Genomic DNA, 20986 nt, shown 5'->3' on the forward strand with positions numbered 1-20986 from the left:
CGGTTGCTCCAGGCAGTTCAGGAATGGGCAGGCAGGCGCACGAACGGATGATCGTGGCCGTGGGCATGGCTATGGCTGTGCGGCGCGCTTTGGTAGGCGCCCGCTTCGGGCTCGAAGGGTGCCTGTTCGGCTTCTACCGTCAGGCCCAGACCACGCAACATGTCGTCCAGCACATGGTCGTGCTGGAAGCGCAACAGGCCGGGTTCAATCTGCAGCGGCACATGGCGGTTGCCCAGGTGATAGGCCGCGCGGGCCAGCAAGTGCGAGTCGGTACAGCGCACCGTGGACACTGCTTCGGGTGCCGCCAGCACACGGATCAGCTGTGTACCCTCGGCATCGGCCAGCAGTTCGCCTCCGCGCAGCAGGTGGCCGCGCTCGAGCATCAGCCCGGCCTCGCGGCCATCATCCAGGGTCACCCGCAGGCGGCTCTTGATGCGGCTGTCCACGTCCAGGGTGACGGTACCGGTTTCGCCCAGCGTGCCGGGGTCGGTGATACGGCGGGTCAAGACAATCATCGATGCTCCTTCAGAACAGGAAGTAACGCTGGGCCAGCGGCAGTTCGCGGGCCGGCTCGCAGACCAGCAGTTCGCCGTCGGCACGCACCTGGTAGGTCTGCGCATCGACCTCGATCAGCGGCTGCAGGGTGTTGTGGACCATGTCCGGTTTGCGCACCCGGCGGCAGCCGTGGGCCACGCCGATCAGGCTGCGCAGGTTCAACTCCTCGGCCAGGCCGCGGTCCATCGCTGCCTGGGGCAGGAAGGTCATGCGCGTGGCATGCCGTGCCGCGCCCAGGGCGCCGAACATCGGCCGGTAATGCACCGGTTGCGGCGTGGGGATGGAGCCATTGATGTCGCCCATGGGCGCAGTGACGATCATCCCGCCCTTGATCACCAGGGCCGGCTTGACCGCAAAGAACGCCGGCGCCCACAGCACCAGGTCGGCCAGCTTGCCGACCTCCACCGAGCCCACTTCGTGGCCGATGCCATGGGTCAGTGCCGGGTTGATGGTGTACTTGGCGATGTAGCGCTTGACCCGGAAGTTGTCGCTGTAGCTGGTATCTGGCGCCAGTGGCCCGCGGCGCAGCTTCATCTGGTGGGCCACCTGCCAGGTGCGCAGCACCACCTCGCCAACCCGGCCCATGGCCTGGGAGTCGGACGAGGTCATGGCAAAGGCGCCCATGTCGTGGAGGATGTCCTCGGCGGCGATGGTTTCGCGGCGGATGCGCGACTCGGCAAAGGCCACGTCTTCAGCGATGCTCGGGTCCAGGTGGTGGCAGACCATGAGCATGTCCAGGTGCTCGTCCACGGTGTTGACCGTGTACGGCAGGGTCGGGTTGGTCGAGGACGGTAATACGTTGGCCTGCCCCGCTGCGCGGATGATGTCCGGGGCGTGGCCGCCACCCGCACCCTCGGTGTGGAAGGTGTGGATGGTGCGGTCGCCGATGGCCGCCAGGGTGTCTTCGATACAGCCGGACTCGTTGAGGGTGTCGGTGTGGATCGCCACCTGGATGTCCATTTCCTCGGCCACACCCAGGCAGCAGTCGATGGCCGCCGGTGTCGAACCCCAGTCTTCGTGCAGCTTGAGGCCCACGGCACCGGCCGCGATCTGCTCGCGCAGTGCTTCCGGCCGCGAGGCGTTGCCCTTGCCCAGCAAGCCGATGTTGATAGGCAGGCTGTCGGCGGCCTGAAGCATGCGCGCCAGGTACCAGGGGCCGGGCGTGCAGGTGGTGGCGTTGGTGCCGGTGGCCGGGCCGGTACCGCCACCGATGAAGGTGGTGACACCGCTGTTCAGCGCTTCGTCCACCTGCTGCGGGCAGATGAAGTGGATGTGCGAGTCGACGCCACCGGCGGTGACGATCTTGCCCTCGGCCGCGATCACCTCGGTGCCGGGGCCCACCGGCACGTTCACGCCGGGCTGCACATCGGGGTTGCCAGCCTTGCCGATCACCGCGATGCGCCCGTGCTTGATGCCGATATCGGCCTTGACGATGCCCCAGTGGTCGATGATCAGGGCATTGGTCAGTACCAGGTCCATGGCTTCGGCGGCCAGCATCTGGCCCTGCCCCATGCCATCGCGGATGACCTTGCCGCCACCGAACTTGACCTCTTCGCCATAGATGGTGAAGTCCTGCTCCACCTCGACCCATAGCGCAGTGTCGGCCAGGCGTACGCGGTCGCCCACGGTGGGGCCGAACATATCGGCATAGGCCTGGCGGGAAATACGGCTCATGCCCTGCCCTCCAGCGCGCCCATCACCTTGCCCTGAAAGCCATGGACCTCGCGCTTGCCGGCGTAGGCCACCAGTTGCACGGTACGCGCCTGGCCGGGTTCGAAACGCACGGCGGTACCCGCGGGGATGTCCAGGCGAAAGCCCAGGGTCGGTGCGCGCTCGAACACCAGCGCCTCGTTGACTTCATAGAAGTGGTAGTGCGAGCCGACCTGCACCGGCCGGTCGCCATGGTTGGCCACGCTGACGCTGACCGTCGCGCGGCCGCTGTTCAGTTCGATGTCGCCGGCGGCGACCTGGATTTCACCTGGGATCATGCGGGGCTCCTGGGCAGTTTCAGACGATGGGGTCATGCACGGTCACCAGCTTGGTGCCATCCGGGAAGGTCGCTTCGACCTGCACGTCGTGGAGCATTTCGGCAATGCCGGGCATTACCTGCTCGCGGCTCAGCACTTCGCGCCCCAGGCTCATCAGCTCGGCGACGGTGCGGCCATCACGGGCGCCTTCGAGCACGGCGGCACTGATCAGCGCCACCGCTTCCGGGTAGTTGAGCTTCAGGCCACGGGCCAGGCGCCGCTCCGCCAGCAACGCGGCGGTGAACAGCAGCAGTTTGTCTTTCTCTCTCGGGGTCAGCTCCATGGCGCTCTCTCAGGTAGCCCAGATACGCGGCGGGCAGGCAGGCAGGCCGAGGACGGCCGGGCGCAGCACATGCCACAGGCGTTGCAGGGTGCGTTGCAGGTGTTGGTTGTCATGGTCGAGCACGCGGATCACCAGCAGCGACCCGAGCAGGGTCGCGCCAGCCGGGTTGGCCAGTTCGTCAAGCAGCGGGCGCACCAGCTCCAGCACGGCCTGGTCGGCTGGTGCGGCGCAGAAGGTGGCCAGCAGCGGATGCCCGCCTAGCTTGTCCAGGCGCCCGCCTTCAAGACGCAGGCGCTCGTGCAGGCCGACTTCGTCGGGCAGTTCGATGTGCAGGCGGCTGTCGAGGGCACCCTGGTCGAAACGCTCGCCCATCACCGGGCGCCCCAGGCACAGGGTTTCCCAGGCCAGCAGGCGCGCCCCCGGTTCGAGGGTGAAACGGCTTTGCAGGCTGGCACGGGCGCCGGAAAAGAAGATGCTGTCCTGCGGTAGCCACTCCAGGGTGCTGCCAGCGGCCAGGTGGAAGCGCTGGGCCAGCCGCGCGGTCGGGCCGATGCTGCGGTAGAACTTGCTGGCGCCGGGCATGGTCAGCAGCGCGTGGCTGCCCGGTTCCAGCTGGATGTCCAGTTCCAGGCGGTCGCCGGCGACGATGCCGCCGGGTGGGTGCAGCACGTAGACATGGCACGGTGCACCTTCCGGATAGAACGGCCGCTGCACCAAAAGAGGTCCGAAATGCCGCCACGCACCAAGGCGGGTCACCTCGTCGCGCCTGACGAAGCGCAACTGCAGGTGGGCGCTCCAGCCTGCATCGTCTTGCTGTTGTTCAATCTGCTCCGCGAGCGACATCCTGCGGCCCCTGAAATCCGTGGCCTGCTGGCCGTTTAGAGGGGCAGGCACGCACGGCTACAGCGCGCGCGGCCTGACCACTCGATCAAATTCTCAGGCTGGATATAGCAGGTTGCGGGCCAACTCCGCAGGTGAACGAAAATGAAACTTTTGCCGCAGCCGCTCTGGCATCGGGCATACGGGGGGATGGCGCACAAGGCGGGGGCGTGCATCGGCCCTGTTTCGGTGCCGGGCCATCTCAAGGCAAAAAATTACCCGATGCTGTGACACGGCCTCTGTGGGCGCGGGTTTACCCGCGAAGCATCCCACCCAGTGCATGGCACGGGCTTCGCCCGTGTTCGCGGGTGAACCCGCTCCCACAGGGTTGGAGCTAGCCCTTTATACAGCGGCAAAGCCTCAGTAATCGAAGCGGTCCACCGCACGCCGGCGTTCGTTGTCATCACGCCGGTCATAGATGGCCGTGGTCTGGATATTGGCGTGATGCGCCAGCTTCTGCGCAATCGACAGGTCATGCTCTTCGATCACCCGGGTGATGAACGCCCGGCGGAAGTCGTGCGGCATGATCTTCACGCCCACCTGCGCGCCACGCTGGCGGGCGATGTAGTAAATGGCATGCTTGGTGATACGCGCCCGGGTGATGTGGCTGCCACGGCGGATGCGGTTGAACAGGAACGGGTCGTCTTCAGCCCCTGCCGGCAGGTCCTGGCGGCGCAGGTCCAGCCACGCCTGCAACTTCTCGAACGCCCATGGCGGGGCGTACTTGATCAACTGGCGGTTACCCTTGCCCAGCACCTGCAGGCTGCGCGCCTCGAAATCGACCTGGTCCAGGTCGATGTCCACCGATTCCGACTTGCGCATGCCTGTGCCGTACAGCAAAGCGATGATCGCCGCGTCACGTACCCCCTGCGGCCGTGGGTCGGCCGCACACACATCCATCAGCTCGCGGATCAGGCTGCGGCGCAGGTTGCGCCCCGGCGGCAGGCGGCTGCCAGTGTCCGGCTTGACCTCGCGAATGCGCAGCAACTGCTCGTGATCGATCAGGCCCTGGCGCCAGGCTTCGTTCATCACACCGCGGATGGCGTTGACGTACAGCGACGAGCTGTTGGGTGCGTAACCGTCGGCACGCAGCGCCGCTACCAGGGCGATCACATGGCCGGGCTCGAGCCGATGCCAAGGCACATCGACGATATTGCAGTCGACAAAACCCAGCCGGTCGGCGGCGTCCTGAAGGATGTAGCGCATGGTTTGCTGGCTGGATGGGGCCAGGCGGGCCATGTACTGCAGCAGCGGATTTTTCGAGAGCTCGGACAAAACGTGAATCCTGTAGCGAAGCGTTGACCAGCGGCGAACCGGCCAAACCCTGAAGCAAGTCAAAACGACATATTAGCAAGTCTGAATGACAGCAAAGTACGCATGTCATTCGGACCCTGAGAGGTGCCATCACCTTGATATACAAGGGGTTTGAAGCGGGCACGGATCGTGATCTTACCCCAATTGAGCCTACTGAACGAACGAAGGACCGCCCATGCTTGTACAGCCGATCGAGTCACGCCCGCGCCAGGCCGTCTGGGGCCTGGGTTTCCGCCCATTCTTCCTGGGGGGCAGTTTGTTTGCGCTGGTCGCCTTGCTGTTGTGGGCCGGCGTTCTGGCCGGGGTACTGGCCCCCACACCACCCGGCGGCATGCTCGCCTGGCACCGCCACGAGATGCTCTATGGCTTTGCTGCCGCCATCATCGCCGGCTTCCTGCTGACCGCCGTGCAGAACTGGAGCGGCACCCCAGGCTTGAGCGGGCGTGCGCTGCAGGGTCTGTTCCTGCTTTGGCTGCTGGGCCGGGCAAGCTGGTTCCTGCCATTACCGGGCAGCTTGCTGGTTGTGATCGAGGGCAGCTTCCTGCCACTGGTGGCACTGGCCCTGGCACGGCCGATCGTGCAACGGCGCTTGCGTAACAACTACCCGATCGTAGGCCTGGTGCTGTTGATCGCCGCCTGCCAGTGGCTGACCCTGGTCGGCTGGCTGCGCCAGGACGAACTGTGGCAGCGCCGCGGGGTGTTTGCCGGGTTGTGGCTGGTGGCCGCGATGATGACCGTGCTTGGCGGGCGGGTGATCCCGTTCTTCACCCGGCGCGGCCTGGGCAACATGGCCCCGCCCCCTGCCCGCCCCCGGCTGGACCGGGCCTGCCTGCTGCTGAGCGTGGCGGTACCGCTGGCCTTTGCCTCGGGCTTGGCCGATACGCCACGTATCGCCCTGGCCGTGCTGTTCAGCGCCTTGTTCGCCCTGCATACGGCCCGCCTGGCCTTGTGGCATGACCGTGGTTTGTGGCGGGTGCCCCTGCTGTGGTCGCTGCACCTGGCCTATGCCTGGATTGCTATTGCCTGCTTGGGCATGGCGCTGTGGCATGCCGGGGTGGCGCTGGGCCCGAGCCTGGTAACCCACGCCCTAACCGTAGGCGCCATGAGCGGCTTGATCCTGGCGATGATGGCACGGGTCAGCCTGGGCCACACCGGCAGGCCGCTGCAGGTGCCGACCAGCATTGCCTGGGCCTTTGCCTTGATACAACTGGCGACGCTGGCGCGGGTGGTGCTGCCGCTGTTAACGCCGCTGGGGGTGAGCCTTTCAGTAGTGTGCTGGAGCCTGGCGCTGCTGCTGTTCCTGCGTCACTACCTGCCCATCCTGCTGCAGCCACGGGCTGACAGTATGCCGGGCTAGCCTTGATGCCCGGATTGGGGCCGCTTTGCGGCCCCAAGGTTTCAGCGCAGACGCACAAATTGCCGGGGCCACGTTAACCTCCCGGCGCTGGCCACCACCCCGGGAACATCTGCTGCACCCGGGGTTCGGCGAAGCGCTCGTCGATCAAGACCAGAACGCCACGGTCCTGGTCGCCCCGGATGACCCGGCCTGCCGCCTGGATGACCTTGCGCACGCCCGGGTAGAGATAGGCGTAATCGAACCCCGCACCAAACTGCCGCCCCAGGCGCTGCTTGAACTGCTCGTTGACCGGGTTGACCTGGGGTAGCCCGAGGGTGGCGACAAACGCGCCGATCAGCCGTGTGCCCGGCAAGTCCACCCCCTCCCCGAATGCACCACCCAGCACCGCAAAGCCCACCCCACGGCCATCCGCCACAAAACGGTCGAGAAAGCCCTGGCGGGCCGCCTCGTCCATGCCCGGTTCCTGGACCCACAAGGGTATCTGTGCATGCCGCTCGGCCAGCAGCCCGGCCACCTGTTGCAGGTACTCGAAACTGCTGAAGAACGCCAGGTAGTTGCCCGGCATGCGCTCGTACTGCCGGGCAATCAGCTCGACGATCGGCGCCAGCGAAGCCTGGCGTTGCTGATAGCGGGTGGATACCTGGCTGGCGATGCGCACTTCCAGCTGTTCGGCGCGAAACGGCGCGGCCACTTCCAGCCAGGCGGTATCGGCCGGCATGCCCAGCAGGTCGCTGTAGAAATGCCGTGGGCTCAGGGTCGCGGAAAACAGCGTCACACTGCGCGCCGCCTGCATGCGCGGGCCCAACAGGCGCGCCGGGGTGACATTGCGCAGGCACAGGGTGGCCAGCCGGCGCTTGCGCGGGCCCTGGCGCTGGCTGATGTCGAACAGGAAGTGCTCGTCGAACAGCTCGGCAACCCGGCTGAACTGTAACGCCTGGTAGAAGAACTGCAGCACCTGCGGGTCCATTTGCGCAGGGGTCTGGTTCATCTGCTCCTGGATCAGCCCGATGCATTGCTGCAGGGCACGCAGCAATGCGTCCGGCAGCGCCTCGCTGGCCTGGTACGGCGCACGCTGTTCCTTGTAGAGGGCGTTCCACTGCCGGTTCAGCCGGTCCAGCGCACTGACCAGCCCGTGCGGTTTGCTCTGGCGCAGGGCCAGCAACTGGCCCTGGTCGAGACTGGCGCTGTACATGCCGCGCCCGCGCTCGACCAGGTTGTGCGCCTCGTCCACCAGCACCGCGACCCGCCACTGGTTGGCCTGGGTCAGGCCGAACAACAAGGCGTGGGCATCGAAGTAGTAGTTGTAATCCGCCACCAGCACGTCTACCCAGCGCGCCATTTCCTGGCCCAGGTAATACGGGCACACCTGGTGCGCCAGGGCCACGTCGCGCAGCTGGGCGCGGTCGAGCAAGGGCAACGCTGCCGCCGCCTCCCGCGCGGCCGGCAGGCGGTCGTAGAAGCCTGCAGCCAAGGGGCAGGATTCGCCATGGCAGGCCTTGTCAGGGTGCTCGCAGGCCTTGTCGCGGGCGATCAGTTCCAGCGTGCGCAAGGCCGGCTGCGGCGTGGCGTGGGTGATCTGGCGCATGGCATCGAGGGCCAAGGCCCGGCCCGGGGTCTTGGCGGTGAGAAAGAACAGCTTGTCCAGTTGCTGCGGCACCATGGCCTTGAGCAGGGGAAACAAGGTACCGAGGGTCTTGCCAATTCCGGTGCTGGCCTGGGCCATCAGGCAACGGCCGGTACTTACCGCCTTGTACAGGGTCTCCGCCAGTTGCCGCTGGCCCTGGCGGAACGCCGGATAGGGGAAGCCCAGCGCTTGCAGGCCCCGGTTACGCTCGGCCAGGCGTTGCTCCTGCCCTTGTGCCCACGCCAGAAAGCGTTGGCACTGGGTTGCGAAGAAGGCCTGCAGTTCGGCAGCCGTGCAGTGCTCGCTGATCAGCGTCTGGCCGTCGCTGTCCACGTCCAGGTACACCAGCGCCACCTCGATGGCCGGCAGTTGCCGTGCCTGGCACATCAACCAGCCATAGACCTTGGCCTGTGCCCAGTGCAGCTGGCGATGGTTGGCCGGCTGGCGCGACAGCTCGCCACGGTGGGTCTTGATCTCTTCCAGGCGGTTGCAGGCGGGGTCATAACCGTCGGCTCGGCCGCGCACCGTCAGGGTTTCGAACTGGCCTTCGAGGGCAATTTCCGACTCGTAGCCCGTAGCGCGCCCCGCCACCACCCGCCGATGCCCCTCGATCCCCTCCTGGGCGGTGGGTGATGGCGTGAAGCGCAGGTCCAGGTCGCCGACCTTGGCGCTGAACTCGCACAAGGCGCGTACCGCCACGCTGTAGCTCACGGCGTTTCGCTCCAGCGCACATGGCACACCGCGACGGGCAGGCCGTGGGCCCGGCAGAACTCCAGCCAGCGCAGCTGGTTGTCCTGCAGGCGGTCGCCGGGCCCCTTGACTTCGACCATGCGGTAGCGGCCCTGTTGGGGCCAGAACTGGATCAGGTCGGGCATACCGGCGCGGTTGTTGCGGATGTCCTGCAACAGGCGCAGGAAGCACTGTTTCAAATGGGCTGCCGGCAGGCAGGCCAAGGCTTGCTCAAGCAATTCTTCACTGAGCATGGACCAGAACACGAACGGCGACTGCAGGCCTTGCTTGGCGGCGTAGCAGTCGAGAATCGCCCGGTGATGGCTGCCATCGTCAAGCCGCGCCAGGCAACGTTCGAACAGAGCACTGCGGCGTTGCTGGAAGTCGCTGTCGTGCAGGTCCTGCGGGGCGGCCTGAAACGGGTTGAAGAACGCGCCAGGCACCGGGGCGAAGATCGCCTCCCAGCACAGCAAGCCGAACAGGCTGTTGAACAGCGTGTTCTCCACGTAATGCACTGGCCCACCGTCTTCGGCCAGGTGCTGGCGTACCGCTTCCTCCACGCCCAGCGCTGCCAGTTCCCGGGGCAGCTCCAGCTCGATCAGCTCCAGGGGCGCGACACGCTGGCGCCGCTGTGGCGGGCCACCTAGCTTGCGGGCCAGGCGTGGCAACATGCGCTCCAGCGCCTGCACTTCCAGGGCGTTGGCCGGTGCCGCCGCCAGTTGCAGCGCCAGCGCATGGGCCTGGGGCCACTGCTCGCTGCGCTCCAGCACCCGCACCTGGCGGATGCGCGCCTGGGCATGGCTGCACTGCGCGTAGACCGCCATGGCCTGCGCCCAGTCACCCAGGCGTTCGCATTGCTGGCCCAGGGCGAACTGCAGGCGCGCATGGCGCCGGGCCAGCCACGGGTTGTCGCTGCGCAGGCCTTGCATGGCAGCCAGGATCGACAGCGGCTCGTCGCCCTGCTCCAGGCGCTCGGCACATTGGTGCAAGGCCATGGCCAGGTCGACTTCGGCACGTTGCTGCAGGGCACGCGAATCGGCACTGAACGGCACCTGTTCGTAGCGCAGCACACCGAGGTCGGCAAGGACGAAGTCCGACCAGTCCTGGTACAGGTTGCCGAAGAACAGCAGGCGCATGCGGTCGCACAAGGGTTGCAGGCACCACTGGAGGATGCGCACGCCGCTGTCCGGAAACCACTCGGCCAATGACCGGGCTTGCAGGCCCAAGGGTTGCAGCTGTGCAAGCAGGTCATGCTTGGCGGCGCGGGGACGGCTCAGCTGCGGGGCAAAACAGCGGGCAAGTTCGTCCTTGCGCAGCAAGACGAACAGTTGCTCCAGCGCCAGTTGCGCAGGTTCCTGTACCCAGCCGAGGGCCAGCAACGGCTGCAGGGCCTGCCCGGTATCGCCGATTTCGGCATAGTCGAGGCGATCACTGCGAAACAGCTCGCCTTTGCGCATGACCATGCGCACCATCAGGGCTTGTGCCGGGGCGTGCAGTTGGCTGAAGGTGCGGATGAAAGCGAGTTCCTGATCATCGAGCAGGTCTTCGTAGCGCTGTTCGACCCACAGCAGCACCTGGCGGAAGTTGTGCAGGTAATAGAACGGGTCGTCGACGGAATGGGCGATCACGGGCTGGGGTCAGGCGGCTGGAATGGATACTGGTTATACATACAGACCAGTGTGCCTGGCAAGTGCCGTGGATCGCTCAACAATCGGCTATCGGCTTGGGGGCTGCTTTGCAGCCCAATCGCGACGCAAGGCCGCTCCCACAGGTATTGCAGTGCTGTTGAAACCAGCGCGATACCTGTGGGAGCGGCCTGGCGTCGCGATTGGGGCGCAAAGCGCCCCCCGGAATTCACACCTGTTCCGTCGCCCCGACCATCTCCGCCGCCTTGACCTTGGCACTGCCAATCGGCGCCTGCAGCAGCAGGAAGTACGCCACCGCCGAACACAGCGCCACCCCTGCACTGATCATGAACGCCGTGGTGAACGAACCCGAGTACTGGATGCTGAAGCCGGTGACGATCGGCGCCACCGAGCCGGCAATGTAGCCGCCGAAGTTCTGGATCGAGCCAAACGAGGCCACGCGCTGGCTGTCGACGATGGTGTTGACGATCATCCAGGCGGTGGCACTGGCCATGTTGATGCTGAACAACGCCAGGCAAAGCAGGATGATGCAACCGGTCAGGCCGGTGACGAACGACAGCGGCAAGGTGAACAGTGCCGCCAGCACCAGGCCGGTGATGACGCTGAACTTGCGGCTGGCCAGCACGCTCATGCCGCGCTTGACCAGCACGTCGCAGAAGCGCCCGGCGACGATCGTGCCCGCTGCGCCAAAGCCGTAGGCCAGCGACACCACCCAGGCAGTCTTGTACAGGTCCAGGCCGTGCTCACGCTCGAAGTAGCCAGGTAGCCAGGTCAGGTGCAGCCAGAGCATGTAGATCACGCCCATGAAGCCCAGTACCGCACCCCAGGTGCTGCGGTGCTTGAACAGGTCGAGCCAGCCGGCAAAGTAGGAGGCCTTCGGCGCTGGTGCAGCGGCTACCGGCGCCGGCTGTTCGCCTGGCAGCGGCTTGCCTTCGGCAGCAAGCTCCGCCAGGTAGCGTGCCTTGCTTTTGTAGAAGGTCAACCAGCACAGCGCCAGCACCACGCCGATCACGCCTGTGATGATGAACATGCCGCGCCAGCCGAAGTTGACCATGAACAGTGTCAGCAAGGGTGGCGCCAGGCACGGGCCGAGGCAGGTCGAGGACCAGACCACGCCGGTCGGGGTGCCGCGTTCGTTGGCATCGAACCACTCCGACAGGGCCTTGGCCGCCGACGGGAACATCGGTGCCTCGCCAATCCCCAGCAGCACCCGCAGGCCCATGAAGCCGGCAAAGCTGTTGACCATGCCGAACGCGGCCTGTGCCACCGACCAGCCCAGCAGCGAGGCGCCGAGGGCGATCTTGCTGCCCAGGCGGTCGATGATCATGCCCATCGGCAGCTGGGCGAAGGCATAGGCAATGGAAAACGCCGACAACAGGATGCCCATCTGCGACGGGCTGATCATCATGTCTTTCTGGATCGAGGTGTTGGCGATCGACAGCGCACTACGGTCCAGGTAGTTGACGATACCGATCAGCAGCAGGAACACGACGGTGATGCGTTGGTACTTCTTCATAGGCTTCATGTGATGACCTTTATTATTATTGTTGCCGCGCTGTCAGCGCCTTGACGATCCTTCGTTGATGCTACGCCCTCCCTGACGCAGCGCGCCGCTCAAGGCTGGCGCGCGGTGGTTGCGACCTCCAGCAGCCCGCGCCGGCCGAGGCTGTGGATCAGCGCACGCAGGCCAAAGTCCCACTGCGGCGCCAGGTCGCTGGTGGTCACGCGGTTGCACAGGGTACCCAGGTGCGGGTTGCTGATGCTCACCACATCGCCCGGCTTGTGGGTGAAACCGTTGCCCGGTTGGTCGCGGTCCTGCTTGGGGGCGAACAAGGTACCGAGGAACAGCACCAGGCCGTCGGGGTACTGATGGTTCTCGTTGAGGGTTTGCTGCACCAGGTCCTGCGGGTCGCGGCTGATCTGGCGCATGGAGCTGCGGCCGGCGAGGATGAAACCGTCTTCGCCCGTCACCTGCAAGTCCACTTCGGCGGCGCGCACATCATCCAGCCCGAAACTTTCGTCGAACAGGCGCAGCAGCGGGCCCAGCGCGGTGGAGGCATTGTTGTCCTTGGCTTTTGACAGCAGCAAGGCGCTGCGGCCTTCGAAGTCGCGCAGGTTGACGTCGTTGCCGAGCATCGCGCCCTTGATGCGACCGTCACTCGACACCGCCAGCACCACTTCCGGCTCCGGGTTGTTCCAGCTCGACTTGGGGTGGATGCCGATATCGGCGCCGTGGCCGACCGCCGACAGCGGCTGGGCCTTGGTGAACACCTCGGCATCCGGGCCAATACCCACTTCCAGGTACTGCGACCAAAGGTCTTGCTCCACCAGCACCTTGCGCAGCGCTTCGGCCTGGGCCGAGCCCGGCACGATCTGCGACAGGTCGGCGCCGATGCGGCTGGCCAAGGTGTCACGGATCGCATCGGCCTTGGCCGGGTCGCCCTTGGCCTGCTCTTCCACCACGCGCTCCAGCAGGCTGGTGGCGAAGGTCACACCAGCGGCCTTCACCGCCTGCAGGTCGATGGGTGCCAGCAGCCATGGCTGGTGCGGGTCGCGCTGGGCCGGGTCGCTGTTGCCCAGCAAGGCTGGCAGCCCGACCAGCGGTTCGGCCAGCGGCAGGCTGCGCAGGTAGGCGACCGGGTCGGCCACTTCCAGCAGGGCCGAGACAGTGGCTACATAGGGGCTGATATCGTGCACGGCGCCGGCCTTCACCAGCACCACCGCAGGGCCCTGCTCCGGCAGCCAGACCCGCCCTACCCAACTGCCGCTGTCGAACGCGCTGGCATCGTGATTCAGAGGCAGCGGTCGCTTGCCGTTCGCTCGATCAGTCATCTGTGTACCCTTACTGTCATTCATTGGGAAAGTACTGGCAGTTGCAGCTGCACGGCCAGCCGGTCAAGGTCAGCCACCAGCTGTGGTGAAAGACGTGCCCCCTGCTCCAGCGCTTGGCGGCGCAGGGCGAGGCCAGCTTGCCCAGGCAGGCGCACCGGGCGCTCAGCATCGAGCGGCCGGCTGGCCAGGACCAGCTGGCCGAGGAAGCTGGTTTCGTCGGTGAACGCTTGCAGGCCACCGAAGAAACGCGGGTCGATGACCACGGCCGTGGCCGAGGCCCCCCACTGGTCTGGTGCATCCTTGCGCCCGTGGCCGGCCAGCCCCGAGGTCAGGGCTTCGACCAGCAGCGCCAGAGCAAACCCTTTGTGGCCAAAGGCCTGGCCACCCAGGGGCAGGATGCTGCCTGGCGGGCTGGTGAAGAAGTCACGCGGGTCGTCGCTCAGTTGCCCGTCATTGCTCACCAGCACCGGGTGTGGCAGACGGCTGCCGGCATCGCGGCACTGGCCGACCAGGCCGAGGGTGACGGTAGACATGCTGACGTCCAGCAGAATCGGCTCGCCCCGGGTCGGGATACCCGCGGCAATCGGGTTGGGGGTGTAGACCGGGTCGACGCCGCCATGGGCGCAGACCAGCCCCACTGACGGGTCCGAGGAATACAGCACGGCCACCAGGCCCTGGTCGGTGTAGGCCTTGAGGTAGGCTGCCAGGCAGCCGATATGCGCGGCGCGGCGTACCACGGCGATACCGATGCCCTGCCCGGCCGCGCCTTTTGCCGCGCAGTCCAAAGCACGGCTGACGCAGTACGGCCCCAACACGTAGTGGCCATCGAACAGGCTGGAAATACCACTGTCGGACACCTGTTCCAGTGCCTGTGCACGGGCCTTGACCTGCCCGCTGAGCATACCGTCGATGTAGCGGCTGACCAGGTTCAGGCCATGGGTGCGATGGCCCAGCAATTCGCCTTCGAGCAGTACCCGGGTCACGACCTGGGCAACTTCGGTATCGGCGCCGGCCTCTTCGAACAGCCGCTCGACGAAGGTGGTAAGCGCTTGCACGTTGTAATGTGTGGTTTGAGTCATTGCGGTTGCCTCGGAAATGGGACAGGACTTGGCGATCAGGTCACGGCACCGATCTGCCAGGGCACGAACTCGTTCTGCCCGTAGCCGTGCTGTTCGCTCTTGCTGCGCTCCCCGGAAGCGATGCGCAGCATCTGCTGGAAGATGAATGCGCCGCGTTCCTCGATGCTGGTGGAGCCGTCGGCGATGCCGCCGCAATTGACGTCCATGTCTTCTTCCTGGTGCTCGAACACCCGGTTGTTGGTCGCCAGCTTGATCGACGGCGCCGGGGCGCAGCCGTAGGCCGAGCCACGGCCGGTGGTGAAGGCGATCAGGTTGGCCCCGCCAGCCACCTGGCCGGTGGCCGAAACCGGGTCGTAGCCGGGGGTATCCATGAACACCAGGCCCTGGGCACGCACCGCTTCCGCGTACTGGTACACGTCGACCAGGTTGCTGGAGCCGGCCTTGGCCACCGCGCCGAGGGACTTCTCGAGGATGGTGGTCAGGCCCCCGGCCTTGTTGCCGGCCGAGGGGTTGTTGTTCAGTTCGGCGTTCATGCGCTGGCAGTAGTCTTCCCACCAGCGGATGCGGGCCACCAGCTTTTCGCCGACCTCGCGGCTGACCGCCCGGCGGGTCAGCAGGTGCTCGGCACCGTAGATTTCCGGGGTCTCGGACAGGATCGCGGTGCCACCTGCCGCCACCAGGCGGTCGACGGCATTGCCCAACGCAGGGTTGGCGGTAATGCCGGAATAGCCATCGGAACCGCCACACTGCAGGCCGACCACCAGGTGCCGCGCACTGACCGGTTGACGCTGTACCTGGTTGGCCTCGGCCAGCAGCGCCTTGACCTGTTCGATGCCGGCAGCGATGGTTTTGGAAGTGCCGCCGATCCCCTGGATGGTGAACGCGCGCAGCTGGGCGCTGGCCTGCAGGCCCTGGGTTTCCAGCAGGCTTTCGATCTGGTTGGTTTCGCAGCCCAGACCAATGATCAGCACGGCGGCAAAATTGGGATGTACGGCGTACCCGGCCAGGGTGCGACGCAACAGGCCCAGGGCTTCACCGCTGGGGTCCACCGCACAGCCGGCGCCGTGGGTCAGCGCCACCACGCCGTCGATGTTCGGGTAAGCGGCCAGCACTTCAGGGTGAATGTCGCGGCGGAAATGGTCGGCCACGGCCCGGGCCACGGTTGCCGAGCAGTTCACCGAGGTGAGGATGCCGATATAGTTGCGGGTAGCGACCCGGCCATCGGCGCGCACGATGCCCTGGAACTGCGCTTCGCTGCCGGGCTGGTTGCGGGTGTCGACACCAAAGGCGTAGTCACGGGCGAAATCGCCCATCTGCACGTTGTGCACATGCACGTGTTCGCCGGCTTCGATGGCCTGCGAGGCAAAACCGATGATCTGCCCGTAACGGCGCAGGGGCTGGCCCTGCTCCACCCGTTCGGCAGCGACCTTGTGGCCCGAAGGGATCGGCTGGCGCACGGTAATCGCCTCGGCGTCCAGGCGCAGGCCTGGCGGCAGGGCCTGGCGGGCGATGAGCACGTTGTCCAGCGGGTTGAGACGGATGACGGCAAGGTCACCGGACTTGGCAATCAGTTGCATGGGACCTCTCAGGGCGGTGCGGCTGACTTCTTGTTATGGCTGCGACCACTGTAAGAAGCCTTGGGCAACATTCCCAATGAGATGATCCGATCGTGCGATAACCCTGGGTTATCAAAAACAGATATTAGTGCCTGTTTATCAATCGCATTTTAGGGCCATTGGGGCTGCTCTGCAGCCCTTCGCGGGCTTGCCCGCTCCCACAGGTACAGCGCATGCCTTGAACCTTGTGCTGTACCCGTGGGAGCTGGCTTGCCTGCGATGGGCTGCGCAGCGACCCCATGGGCTTCACCCCTGCTCCTGCTGACGGCGCCGAGCCCCCTCCAGCAAGATCTCGACAAACGCACGGGCCGAAGCGCTCAGCGGCTCATCCTTGCGGGTAACCACGCCGTACTCCAGCGCCGCCAGGTGCAAGGGGCTGCGCAACTCTTTCAGTTGGCCGCTGGCCAGCTGCGCGGCAACCATCGAGCGCGGCAACATGGCGATCATCGGCGCCGCTTGCAGCAGTTGCAGGAACATCGGCATGGAGATGGTTTCGACGCTGTCGGCTGGCGTGGCAATGCCGGCAACCCGGAAGGCCTGCTCCAGGCGGTTGCGGATCGGCGTGCCCACCGGGTACAGCACCCATGGCCAATCGCCCAGCGCTTTCAACGGCGTGCTTTCCAGCTGGTTGAGCGGGTGCTCGCTGTTGACCACCAGGCTGAACGGTTCGGGCTCCAGGGGCTGGAAGTCGAACAATTGGCTGAAGCGTTCTTCAGTGAAGCGGCCAATCATGATGTCGAGCTTGTTCTGCTCCAGCATGGTCAACAAGTGATCGCTGGAATGCTCCACCACTTCGATCGACAGCAATGGGCTGCGCGCCTTGATCGCGGCGATGGCCTGCGGCAGCACCAGCGCGGTGGCGGCAAAGATCCCGCCGACGCGGATAAAGCCGTGCCCGCCGTTGCGCAGGCGGTTGACCTGGTCGACGAACTGTTGTGACTCAGCCAGCGCGCCCTGGGCATAACGCACCACGTATTCGCCCAGTTCGGTGGGTGGCATGCTACGCGGCAGGCGCTCGAACAGGGCGAAGCCGAACTGCTCCTCAAGGTCACGCAACATCTTGCTCAGTGCCGGCTGGCTGAGGTTCATGCGCGTGGCGGTGGCGTGCATGTTGCGGGTGCGCGCCAAGGTGTCGATCAGCACCAGGTGCTTGTATCGGATCCAGTTGCAAAAGCTGGAATGGGTCATCTCCGGCGGCATTGACGCAGGGCCTCAGGCAAGTGAATAGGCAGGGCTATTGCGCCCGCAGGTAGTGCAGCAAGGTGTCCAGGGCAACCGAGTTGGGCCGCGCGCGCAAGGTCAGCACGCCCAGGTTGGCCATGGCCAGCGGCAGCTCCACAGGCAGGATGGCGACCATGCCATAGCGGGCATAATGCTTGGCCACGTCATCGGGCACCACCGCAATCATCTCGGAGGCTTCGAGCATGGCGGTGGTAGCCAGGATCGAGGCAGTTTCGACGATATCCAGCGACTGCACCATGCCACCGGCCTGCAGCGCGCTTTCGACACGGCGGCGCATCGGGCTGCCGATGGGGTGCAGGATCCAGGTAAGCGTCACCAGGTCGGCCAGTTGCAGCCCGGCCGCATTGGCCAGCGGGTGGCCGGCGCGGGCGATCACGCGCATCTGCTCACCGCCTTCGAACAGTTCGATGTTCAGGTCCTGGCTGTCGCTCTGGTCCGGCAGGCGCCCCACCACCATGTCGAAGTCGCCGCGCAGCAAGGCCGGCAGCAAGGTGTCGCTGGTGCCGACTTCCAGGGAAATACGCACCTTGGGGTGGTCGCGCTTGTAGGCCAGTACCGCCTTGGTCAGCACGCCCGGCACCGGCCCCATGACGCTGCCCACCCGCACCAGGCCCAGGGCTCCGCGCGCCAGCTCGGCAATCTGCGCCTGGGCATGCTCGAACTCATGCAGCGCGTTCTGCGCATAGCGGATCATCACTTCGCCATACAACGTCGCTTGCATTCCCCGTGGCAAACGCTCGAACAAGCGTACGCCCAGGCGCTCCTCAAGCTGCTGCAGCAACAGGCTGGCTGCCGGTTGCGTGGTGTGCATCGCCGCGGCAGCACGGCGCAGGTTAGCGAACTCGCCCAAGGCGTTGAGCAACGTGATCTGCCGGCTGGAAATCTTCAATGCGCCGAGGCTGGCAGGCGCCTGGGCGCTGTCGAGTGGCAAGCGAGACATATCGAATCCGGTATCGCTGGTTAAGAATTGGCGATTATGCCTGTATCGCTCGACAACCTACAGTCAGGTCTCCCTGTGCTTGAACAGAACAAGAGCCGACCATGAGCATACGTATTACCCACCTGAGCGTTCGCGACATTCGTTTCCCCACTTCGCTGTCGCTGGATGGCTCCGACGCCATGAACAGCGCCCCCGACTATTCGGCAGCCTACGTGGTGCTGCACACCGACGCCGAGGCGCTCGAAGGCCACGGCCTGACCTTCACCATCGGCCGTGGCAACGAGATTTGCGCGGCGGCGGTGCAGTCGCTGGCGCCGCTGATCGTTGGCCTCACCTTGGAGGAAATCACTGGCGACATGGGCGGTTTCTGGCATCGTTTCACCGTCAGCGACAGCCAGTTGCGCTGGCTCGGCCCGGAAAAAGGCGTGATCCACCTGGCCACGGCCGCCATCATCAATGCCGTGTGGGACCTGTGGGCCAAGCACGAGGGCAAGCCAGTGTGGAAGCTGCTGGCCGACATGACGCCCGAGCAGCTGGTGCGCTGCCTGGACTTCAGCTACGTCACCGATGTGCTCACCCCCGAAGAAGCCATCGCCCTGCTGCGCCGCCAGGCACCGGGCAAGGCCCAGCGCGAAGCACAGATGCAGCGCGAAGGCTACCCCGGCTACACCACTGCGCCAGGCTGGCTGGGCTACAGCGAAGAAAAGATGCGCAAACTGGCCCGCGAGGCGGTGGAGGATGGCTGGACCCATATCAAGCAGAAGATCGGTGCGGACCTGGAAGAAGACATTCGCCGTGCCAGCATCCTGCGCGACGAAATTGGCTGGGAGCGCACCCTGATGATGGATGCCAACCAGGTATGGGGCGTCGAGGAGTCGGTCGCCAACATGCGCCGCCTGGCCGCCTTCGAACCACTGTGGATCGAAGAACCGACCAGCCCGGACGACATCCTCGGCCACGCCACCATCCGCCAGCGTATTGCGCCGATTGGCGTGGCCACCGGTGAACATTGCCACAACCGGGTGATGTTCAAGCAGATGTTCCAGGCCGGCGCGCTGGACTTCTGCCAGCTGGACGCGGCTCGCCTGGGCGGCCTGAACGAAGTGCTGATCGTGCTGCTGATGGCTGCCAGGTACGACGTGCCGGTGTGCCCGCACGGCGGCGGTGTCGGCCTGTGCGAATATGTGCAGAACATTGCCCTGTTCGACTACATCGCGGTGTCGGCCTCGCTGCACAACCGGGTGCTGGAATACGTCGACCACCTGCACGAGCATTTCATCGACCCGGTGGTGATCCGCCGCGGGCGCTACATGCCGCCGCAACGCCCGGGCTACAGCATCGAAATGCATGCCGAGACTCTGGAACGCTACCAGTACCCCAACGGCGCGGTGTGGCTCGACATCAACCGTTCCTGACCCACAGACCTGGGTGTGCCGCCTTTGCGCGGCGCGCCACCAGTACTTTTCACGGGGAAAAAAACAATGACAATCCTCACCGGTACTGCAGCGGCCCCCGCCCCTGCCGCTACCACCGAACAGCGCCTTAACGGCCTGCTGCTGGGCAAATTGCTGCCGCTGCTCATCGTTGTCTACGTGATGAGCTTCCTTGACCGGACCAACATTGCCCTGGCCAAGGCCAGCATGGGTATCGACCTCGGCCTGTCGGCGGCGGCCTATGGCCTGGGCGCCGGCCTGTTCTTTCTTACCTATGCCCTGGCCGAAGTACCCAGCAACCTGATCATGCATCGGGTGGGCGCACGTTTCTGGATCACCCGCATCATGATCACCTGGGGCCTGCTCTCGGCGGGCATGGCCTTCGTCCAGGGCGAAACCTCGTTCTACATCATGCGCCTGTTGCTGGGGGTGGCCGAAGCGGGCCTGTTCCCTGGCGTGATGCTGTACCTGACCTACTGGTTCGACCGTGAACAGCGTGCCCGCGCCACGGGTTACTTCCTGCTGGGCGTGTGCCTGGCCAATATCCTCAGCGGCCCGCTGGGGGGCGCCTTGCTGGAAATGGACGGTGTGCTGGGTTGGCACGGCTGGCAATGGCTGTTCGTGCTCGAAGGCCTGCCCGCCGTGGCCCTGGCCTATGTGGTATGGAAGAAATTGCCTGATGGCCCGGCCTCGGCACCCTGGCTGTCGGCCACCGATGCCGAGGACATCGAGCGCCGCCTGGCCGCCGAACGGGCCGCCTCACCGCAGCAGAGCAAGCTGGGGCAGATGTTCCGCGACCGGCAGATCTGGCTGGCGATCGTGGTGTACTTCGTGCACCAGATCACCATCTACACGGTGATTTTCTTCCTGCCGGGCATCATCGGCACCTACGGCGCGCTGTCGCCCTTCCAGGTCGGCCTGCTGACCGCCGTACCGTGGGTTGCCGCCGCCATCGGCGCCGCCACCTTCCCGCGCCTGGCCACCTCGCCGCGCCGGTGCCGCACCCTGCTGTTCTGCGGCCTGCTGACCATGGCGGCCGGGCTGCTGCTGGCGTCGCTGACCAATTCGTTCATCGGCCTGATCGGGTTTTCGCTGACTGCCCTGATGCTGTTCGTGGTGCAGTCGATCATCTTCGTCTTCCCCTCCAGCCGCCTGAGCGGCAGCGCGCTGGCGGCCGGGTTGGCCTTTGTCACCACCTGCGGCCTGTTTGGCGGTTTCGTCGGGCCATCGGTGATGGGCCTGATCGAGCAGGCTACCGGCAGTACCCGAAATGGCTTGTGGATCATTGCCGCGTTGCTGGTGGTAGCCGCGCTAGTCAGTACCCGCTTGCGGCAGGGGCAGGAGCAAGCGCATCGCTGACAGGAGGTTTTACCTGCCAGGGCCTCATCGCCGGCAAGCCGGCTCTCATAGAACTGCACATAACTCATTGA

Annotated in this window: 17 protein-coding genes; 3 read left to right on the plus strand and 14 right to left on the minus strand. The window is 65.6% G+C overall.

What is annotated here, in order from left to right; all coding sequences use genetic code 11:
- Positions 1-17 precede the first annotated feature (17 nt).
- The 6 genes from ureE to M2S36_RS01835 form a co-directional block, all read right to left on the minus strand.
- Positions 18-515 carry an urease accessory protein UreE gene (ureE, locus tag M2S36_RS01810; protein WP_241106629.1) on the minus strand — a complete coding sequence of 166 codons (498 nt, stop codon included), beginning with the start codon at positions 513-515 and terminating at the stop codon, positions 18-20.
- Between the two features lie 10 nt (positions 516-525).
- Entirely contained in the window at positions 526-2229 is a 1704-nt protein-coding gene (ureC, locus tag M2S36_RS01815; RefSeq protein ID WP_063913453.1) for an urease subunit alpha, read from the minus strand.
- Positions 2226-2543: an urease subunit beta gene (locus M2S36_RS01820; RefSeq protein ID WP_025339426.1), complete on the minus strand. Its 318-nt coding sequence runs from the start codon at positions 2541-2543 to the stop codon at positions 2226-2228. The genes ureC and M2S36_RS01820 overlap by 4 nt, the downstream gene beginning before the upstream one ends.
- 19 nt (positions 2544-2562) lie before the next feature.
- A complete protein-coding gene (locus M2S36_RS01825; RefSeq protein ID WP_003256923.1) occupies positions 2563-2865 on the minus strand; it encodes an urease subunit gamma in 303 nt (100 codons plus the stop codon).
- A gap of 9 nt (positions 2866-2874) precedes the next feature.
- Positions 2875-3708 (minus strand): urease accessory protein UreD, encoded by an 834-nt coding sequence (locus M2S36_RS01830; protein WP_233687430.1) that lies wholly within the window; start codon positions 3706-3708, stop codon positions 2875-2877.
- 396 nt (positions 3709-4104) lie between these two features.
- Positions 4105-5019: a site-specific integrase gene (locus tag M2S36_RS01835; RefSeq protein ID WP_207838005.1), complete on the minus strand. Its 915-nt coding sequence runs from the start codon at positions 5017-5019 to the stop codon at positions 4105-4107.
- Between the two features lie 214 nt (positions 5020-5233).
- Between M2S36_RS01835 and M2S36_RS01840 the strand changes: the two genes are divergently transcribed.
- Positions 5234-6415: an NnrS family protein gene (locus M2S36_RS01840; RefSeq protein ID WP_333956618.1), complete on the plus strand. Its 1182-nt coding sequence runs from the start codon at positions 5234-5236 to the stop codon at positions 6413-6415.
- A gap of 73 nt (positions 6416-6488) precedes the next feature.
- Here M2S36_RS01840 and M2S36_RS01845 read toward each other — a convergent pair whose 3' ends face one another.
- The 8 genes from M2S36_RS01845 to M2S36_RS01880 all read right to left on the minus strand — a co-directional run bounded on the left by M2S36_RS01845 (position 6489) and on the right by M2S36_RS01880 (position 18123).
- On the minus strand, positions 6489-8750 hold the full coding sequence (locus tag M2S36_RS01845; protein WP_333956619.1) for an ATP-dependent DNA helicase: 2262 nt from the start codon (positions 8748-8750) through the stop codon (positions 6489-6491).
- Positions 8747-10396 (minus strand): VRR-NUC domain-containing protein, encoded by a 1650-nt coding sequence (locus tag M2S36_RS01850; RefSeq protein ID WP_233687433.1) that lies wholly within the window; start codon positions 10394-10396, stop codon positions 8747-8749. The genes M2S36_RS01845 and M2S36_RS01850 overlap by 4 nt, the downstream gene beginning before the upstream one ends.
- Positions 10397-10622: 226 nt before the next feature.
- Entirely contained in the window at positions 10623-11939 is a 1317-nt protein-coding gene (locus tag M2S36_RS01855) for an MFS transporter (RefSeq protein WP_402801601.1), read from the minus strand.
- An 89-nt stretch (positions 11940-12028) separates the two neighbouring features.
- Positions 12029-13246 carry a fumarylacetoacetate hydrolase family protein gene (locus M2S36_RS01860; RefSeq protein WP_333956620.1) on the minus strand — a complete coding sequence of 406 codons (1218 nt, stop codon included), beginning with the start codon at positions 13244-13246 and terminating at the stop codon, positions 12029-12031.
- Positions 13247-13266: 20 nt separating this feature from the next.
- Entirely contained in the window at positions 13267-14325 is a 1059-nt protein-coding gene (locus M2S36_RS01865) for an Ldh family oxidoreductase (protein WP_333956621.1), read from the minus strand.
- Between the two features lie 35 nt (positions 14326-14360).
- Positions 14361-15902: a UxaA family hydrolase gene (locus M2S36_RS01870; protein WP_333956622.1), complete on the minus strand. Its 1542-nt coding sequence runs from the start codon at positions 15900-15902 to the stop codon at positions 14361-14363.
- Positions 15903-16187: 285 nt separating this feature from the next.
- Complete coding sequence (locus M2S36_RS01875; protein ID WP_207837985.1) at positions 16188-17141, minus strand: LysR family transcriptional regulator; 954 nt, start codon at positions 17139-17141, stop codon at positions 16188-16190.
- A 34-nt stretch (positions 17142-17175) separates the two neighbouring features.
- The gene (locus M2S36_RS01880; protein ID WP_207837983.1) at positions 17176-18123 is read right to left on the minus strand and encodes a LysR family transcriptional regulator; all 948 of its coding nucleotides are present in this window, start codon (positions 18121-18123) and stop codon (positions 17176-17178) included.
- Between the two features lie 101 nt (positions 18124-18224).
- Between M2S36_RS01880 and M2S36_RS01885 the strand changes: the two genes are divergently transcribed.
- Both M2S36_RS01885 and M2S36_RS01890 read left to right on the plus strand, forming a co-directional pair.
- Complete coding sequence (locus M2S36_RS01885; RefSeq protein WP_333956623.1) at positions 18225-19538, plus strand: L-fuconate dehydratase; 1314 nt, start codon at positions 18225-18227, stop codon at positions 19536-19538.
- A 66-nt stretch (positions 19539-19604) separates the two neighbouring features.
- The gene (locus M2S36_RS01890; protein WP_333956624.1) at positions 19605-20915 is read left to right on the plus strand and encodes an MFS transporter; all 1311 of its coding nucleotides are present in this window, start codon (positions 19605-19607) and stop codon (positions 20913-20915) included.
- Positions 20916-20986: the final 71 nt, after the last annotated feature.

The organism is Pseudomonas sp. SF2 (genome assembly GCF_036858055.1).
In the GTDB taxonomy this organism is placed as follows: domain Bacteria; phylum Pseudomonadota; class Gammaproteobacteria; order Pseudomonadales; family Pseudomonadaceae; genus Aquipseudomonas.

Excerpts from the sequence above, each read along its gene's own strand:
- M2S36_RS01840 (WP_333956618.1), top strand. The coding sequence starts at position 5,234 with ATGCTTGTACAGCCGATCGAGTCACGCCCGCGCCAGGCCGTCTGGGGC.
- M2S36_RS01870 (WP_333956622.1), bottom strand. The coding sequence starts at position 15,902 with ATGCAACTGATTGCCAAGTCCGGTGACCTTGCCGTCATCCGTCTCAAC.
- M2S36_RS01865 (WP_333956621.1), bottom strand. The coding sequence starts at position 14,325 with ATGACTCAAACCACACATTACAACGTGCAAGCGCTTACCACCTTCGTC.
- M2S36_RS01880 (WP_207837983.1), bottom strand. The coding sequence starts at position 18,123 with ATGTCTCGCTTGCCACTCGACAGCGCCCAGGCGCCTGCCAGCCTCGGC.
- M2S36_RS01825 (WP_003256923.1), bottom strand. The coding sequence starts at position 2,865 with ATGGAGCTGACCCCGAGAGAGAAAGACAAACTGCTGCTGTTCACCGCC.
- M2S36_RS01875 (WP_207837985.1), bottom strand. The coding sequence starts at position 17,141 with ATGCCGCCGGAGATGACCCATTCCAGCTTTTGCAACTGGATCCGATAC.
- M2S36_RS01885 (WP_333956623.1), top strand. The coding sequence starts at position 18,225 with ATGAGCATACGTATTACCCACCTGAGCGTTCGCGACATTCGTTTCCCC.
- M2S36_RS01830 (WP_233687430.1), bottom strand. The coding sequence starts at position 3,708 with ATGTCGCTCGCGGAGCAGATTGAACAACAGCAAGACGATGCAGGCTGG.
- M2S36_RS01855 (WP_402801601.1), bottom strand. The coding sequence starts at position 11,939 with ATGAAGCCTATGAAGAAGTACCAACGCATCACCGTCGTGTTCCTGCTG.
- ureE (WP_241106629.1), bottom strand. The coding sequence starts at position 515 with ATGATTGTCTTGACCCGCCGTATCACCGACCCCGGCACGCTGGGCGAA.
- M2S36_RS01820 (WP_025339426.1), bottom strand. The coding sequence starts at position 2,543 with ATGATCCCAGGTGAAATCCAGGTCGCCGCCGGCGACATCGAACTGAAC.
- M2S36_RS01890 (WP_333956624.1), top strand. The coding sequence starts at position 19,605 with ATGACAATCCTCACCGGTACTGCAGCGGCCCCCGCCCCTGCCGCTACC.
- M2S36_RS01860 (WP_333956620.1), bottom strand. The coding sequence starts at position 13,246 with ATGACTGATCGAGCGAACGGCAAGCGACCGCTGCCTCTGAATCACGAT.
- ureC (WP_063913453.1), bottom strand. The coding sequence starts at position 2,229 with ATGAGCCGTATTTCCCGCCAGGCCTATGCCGATATGTTCGGCCCCACC.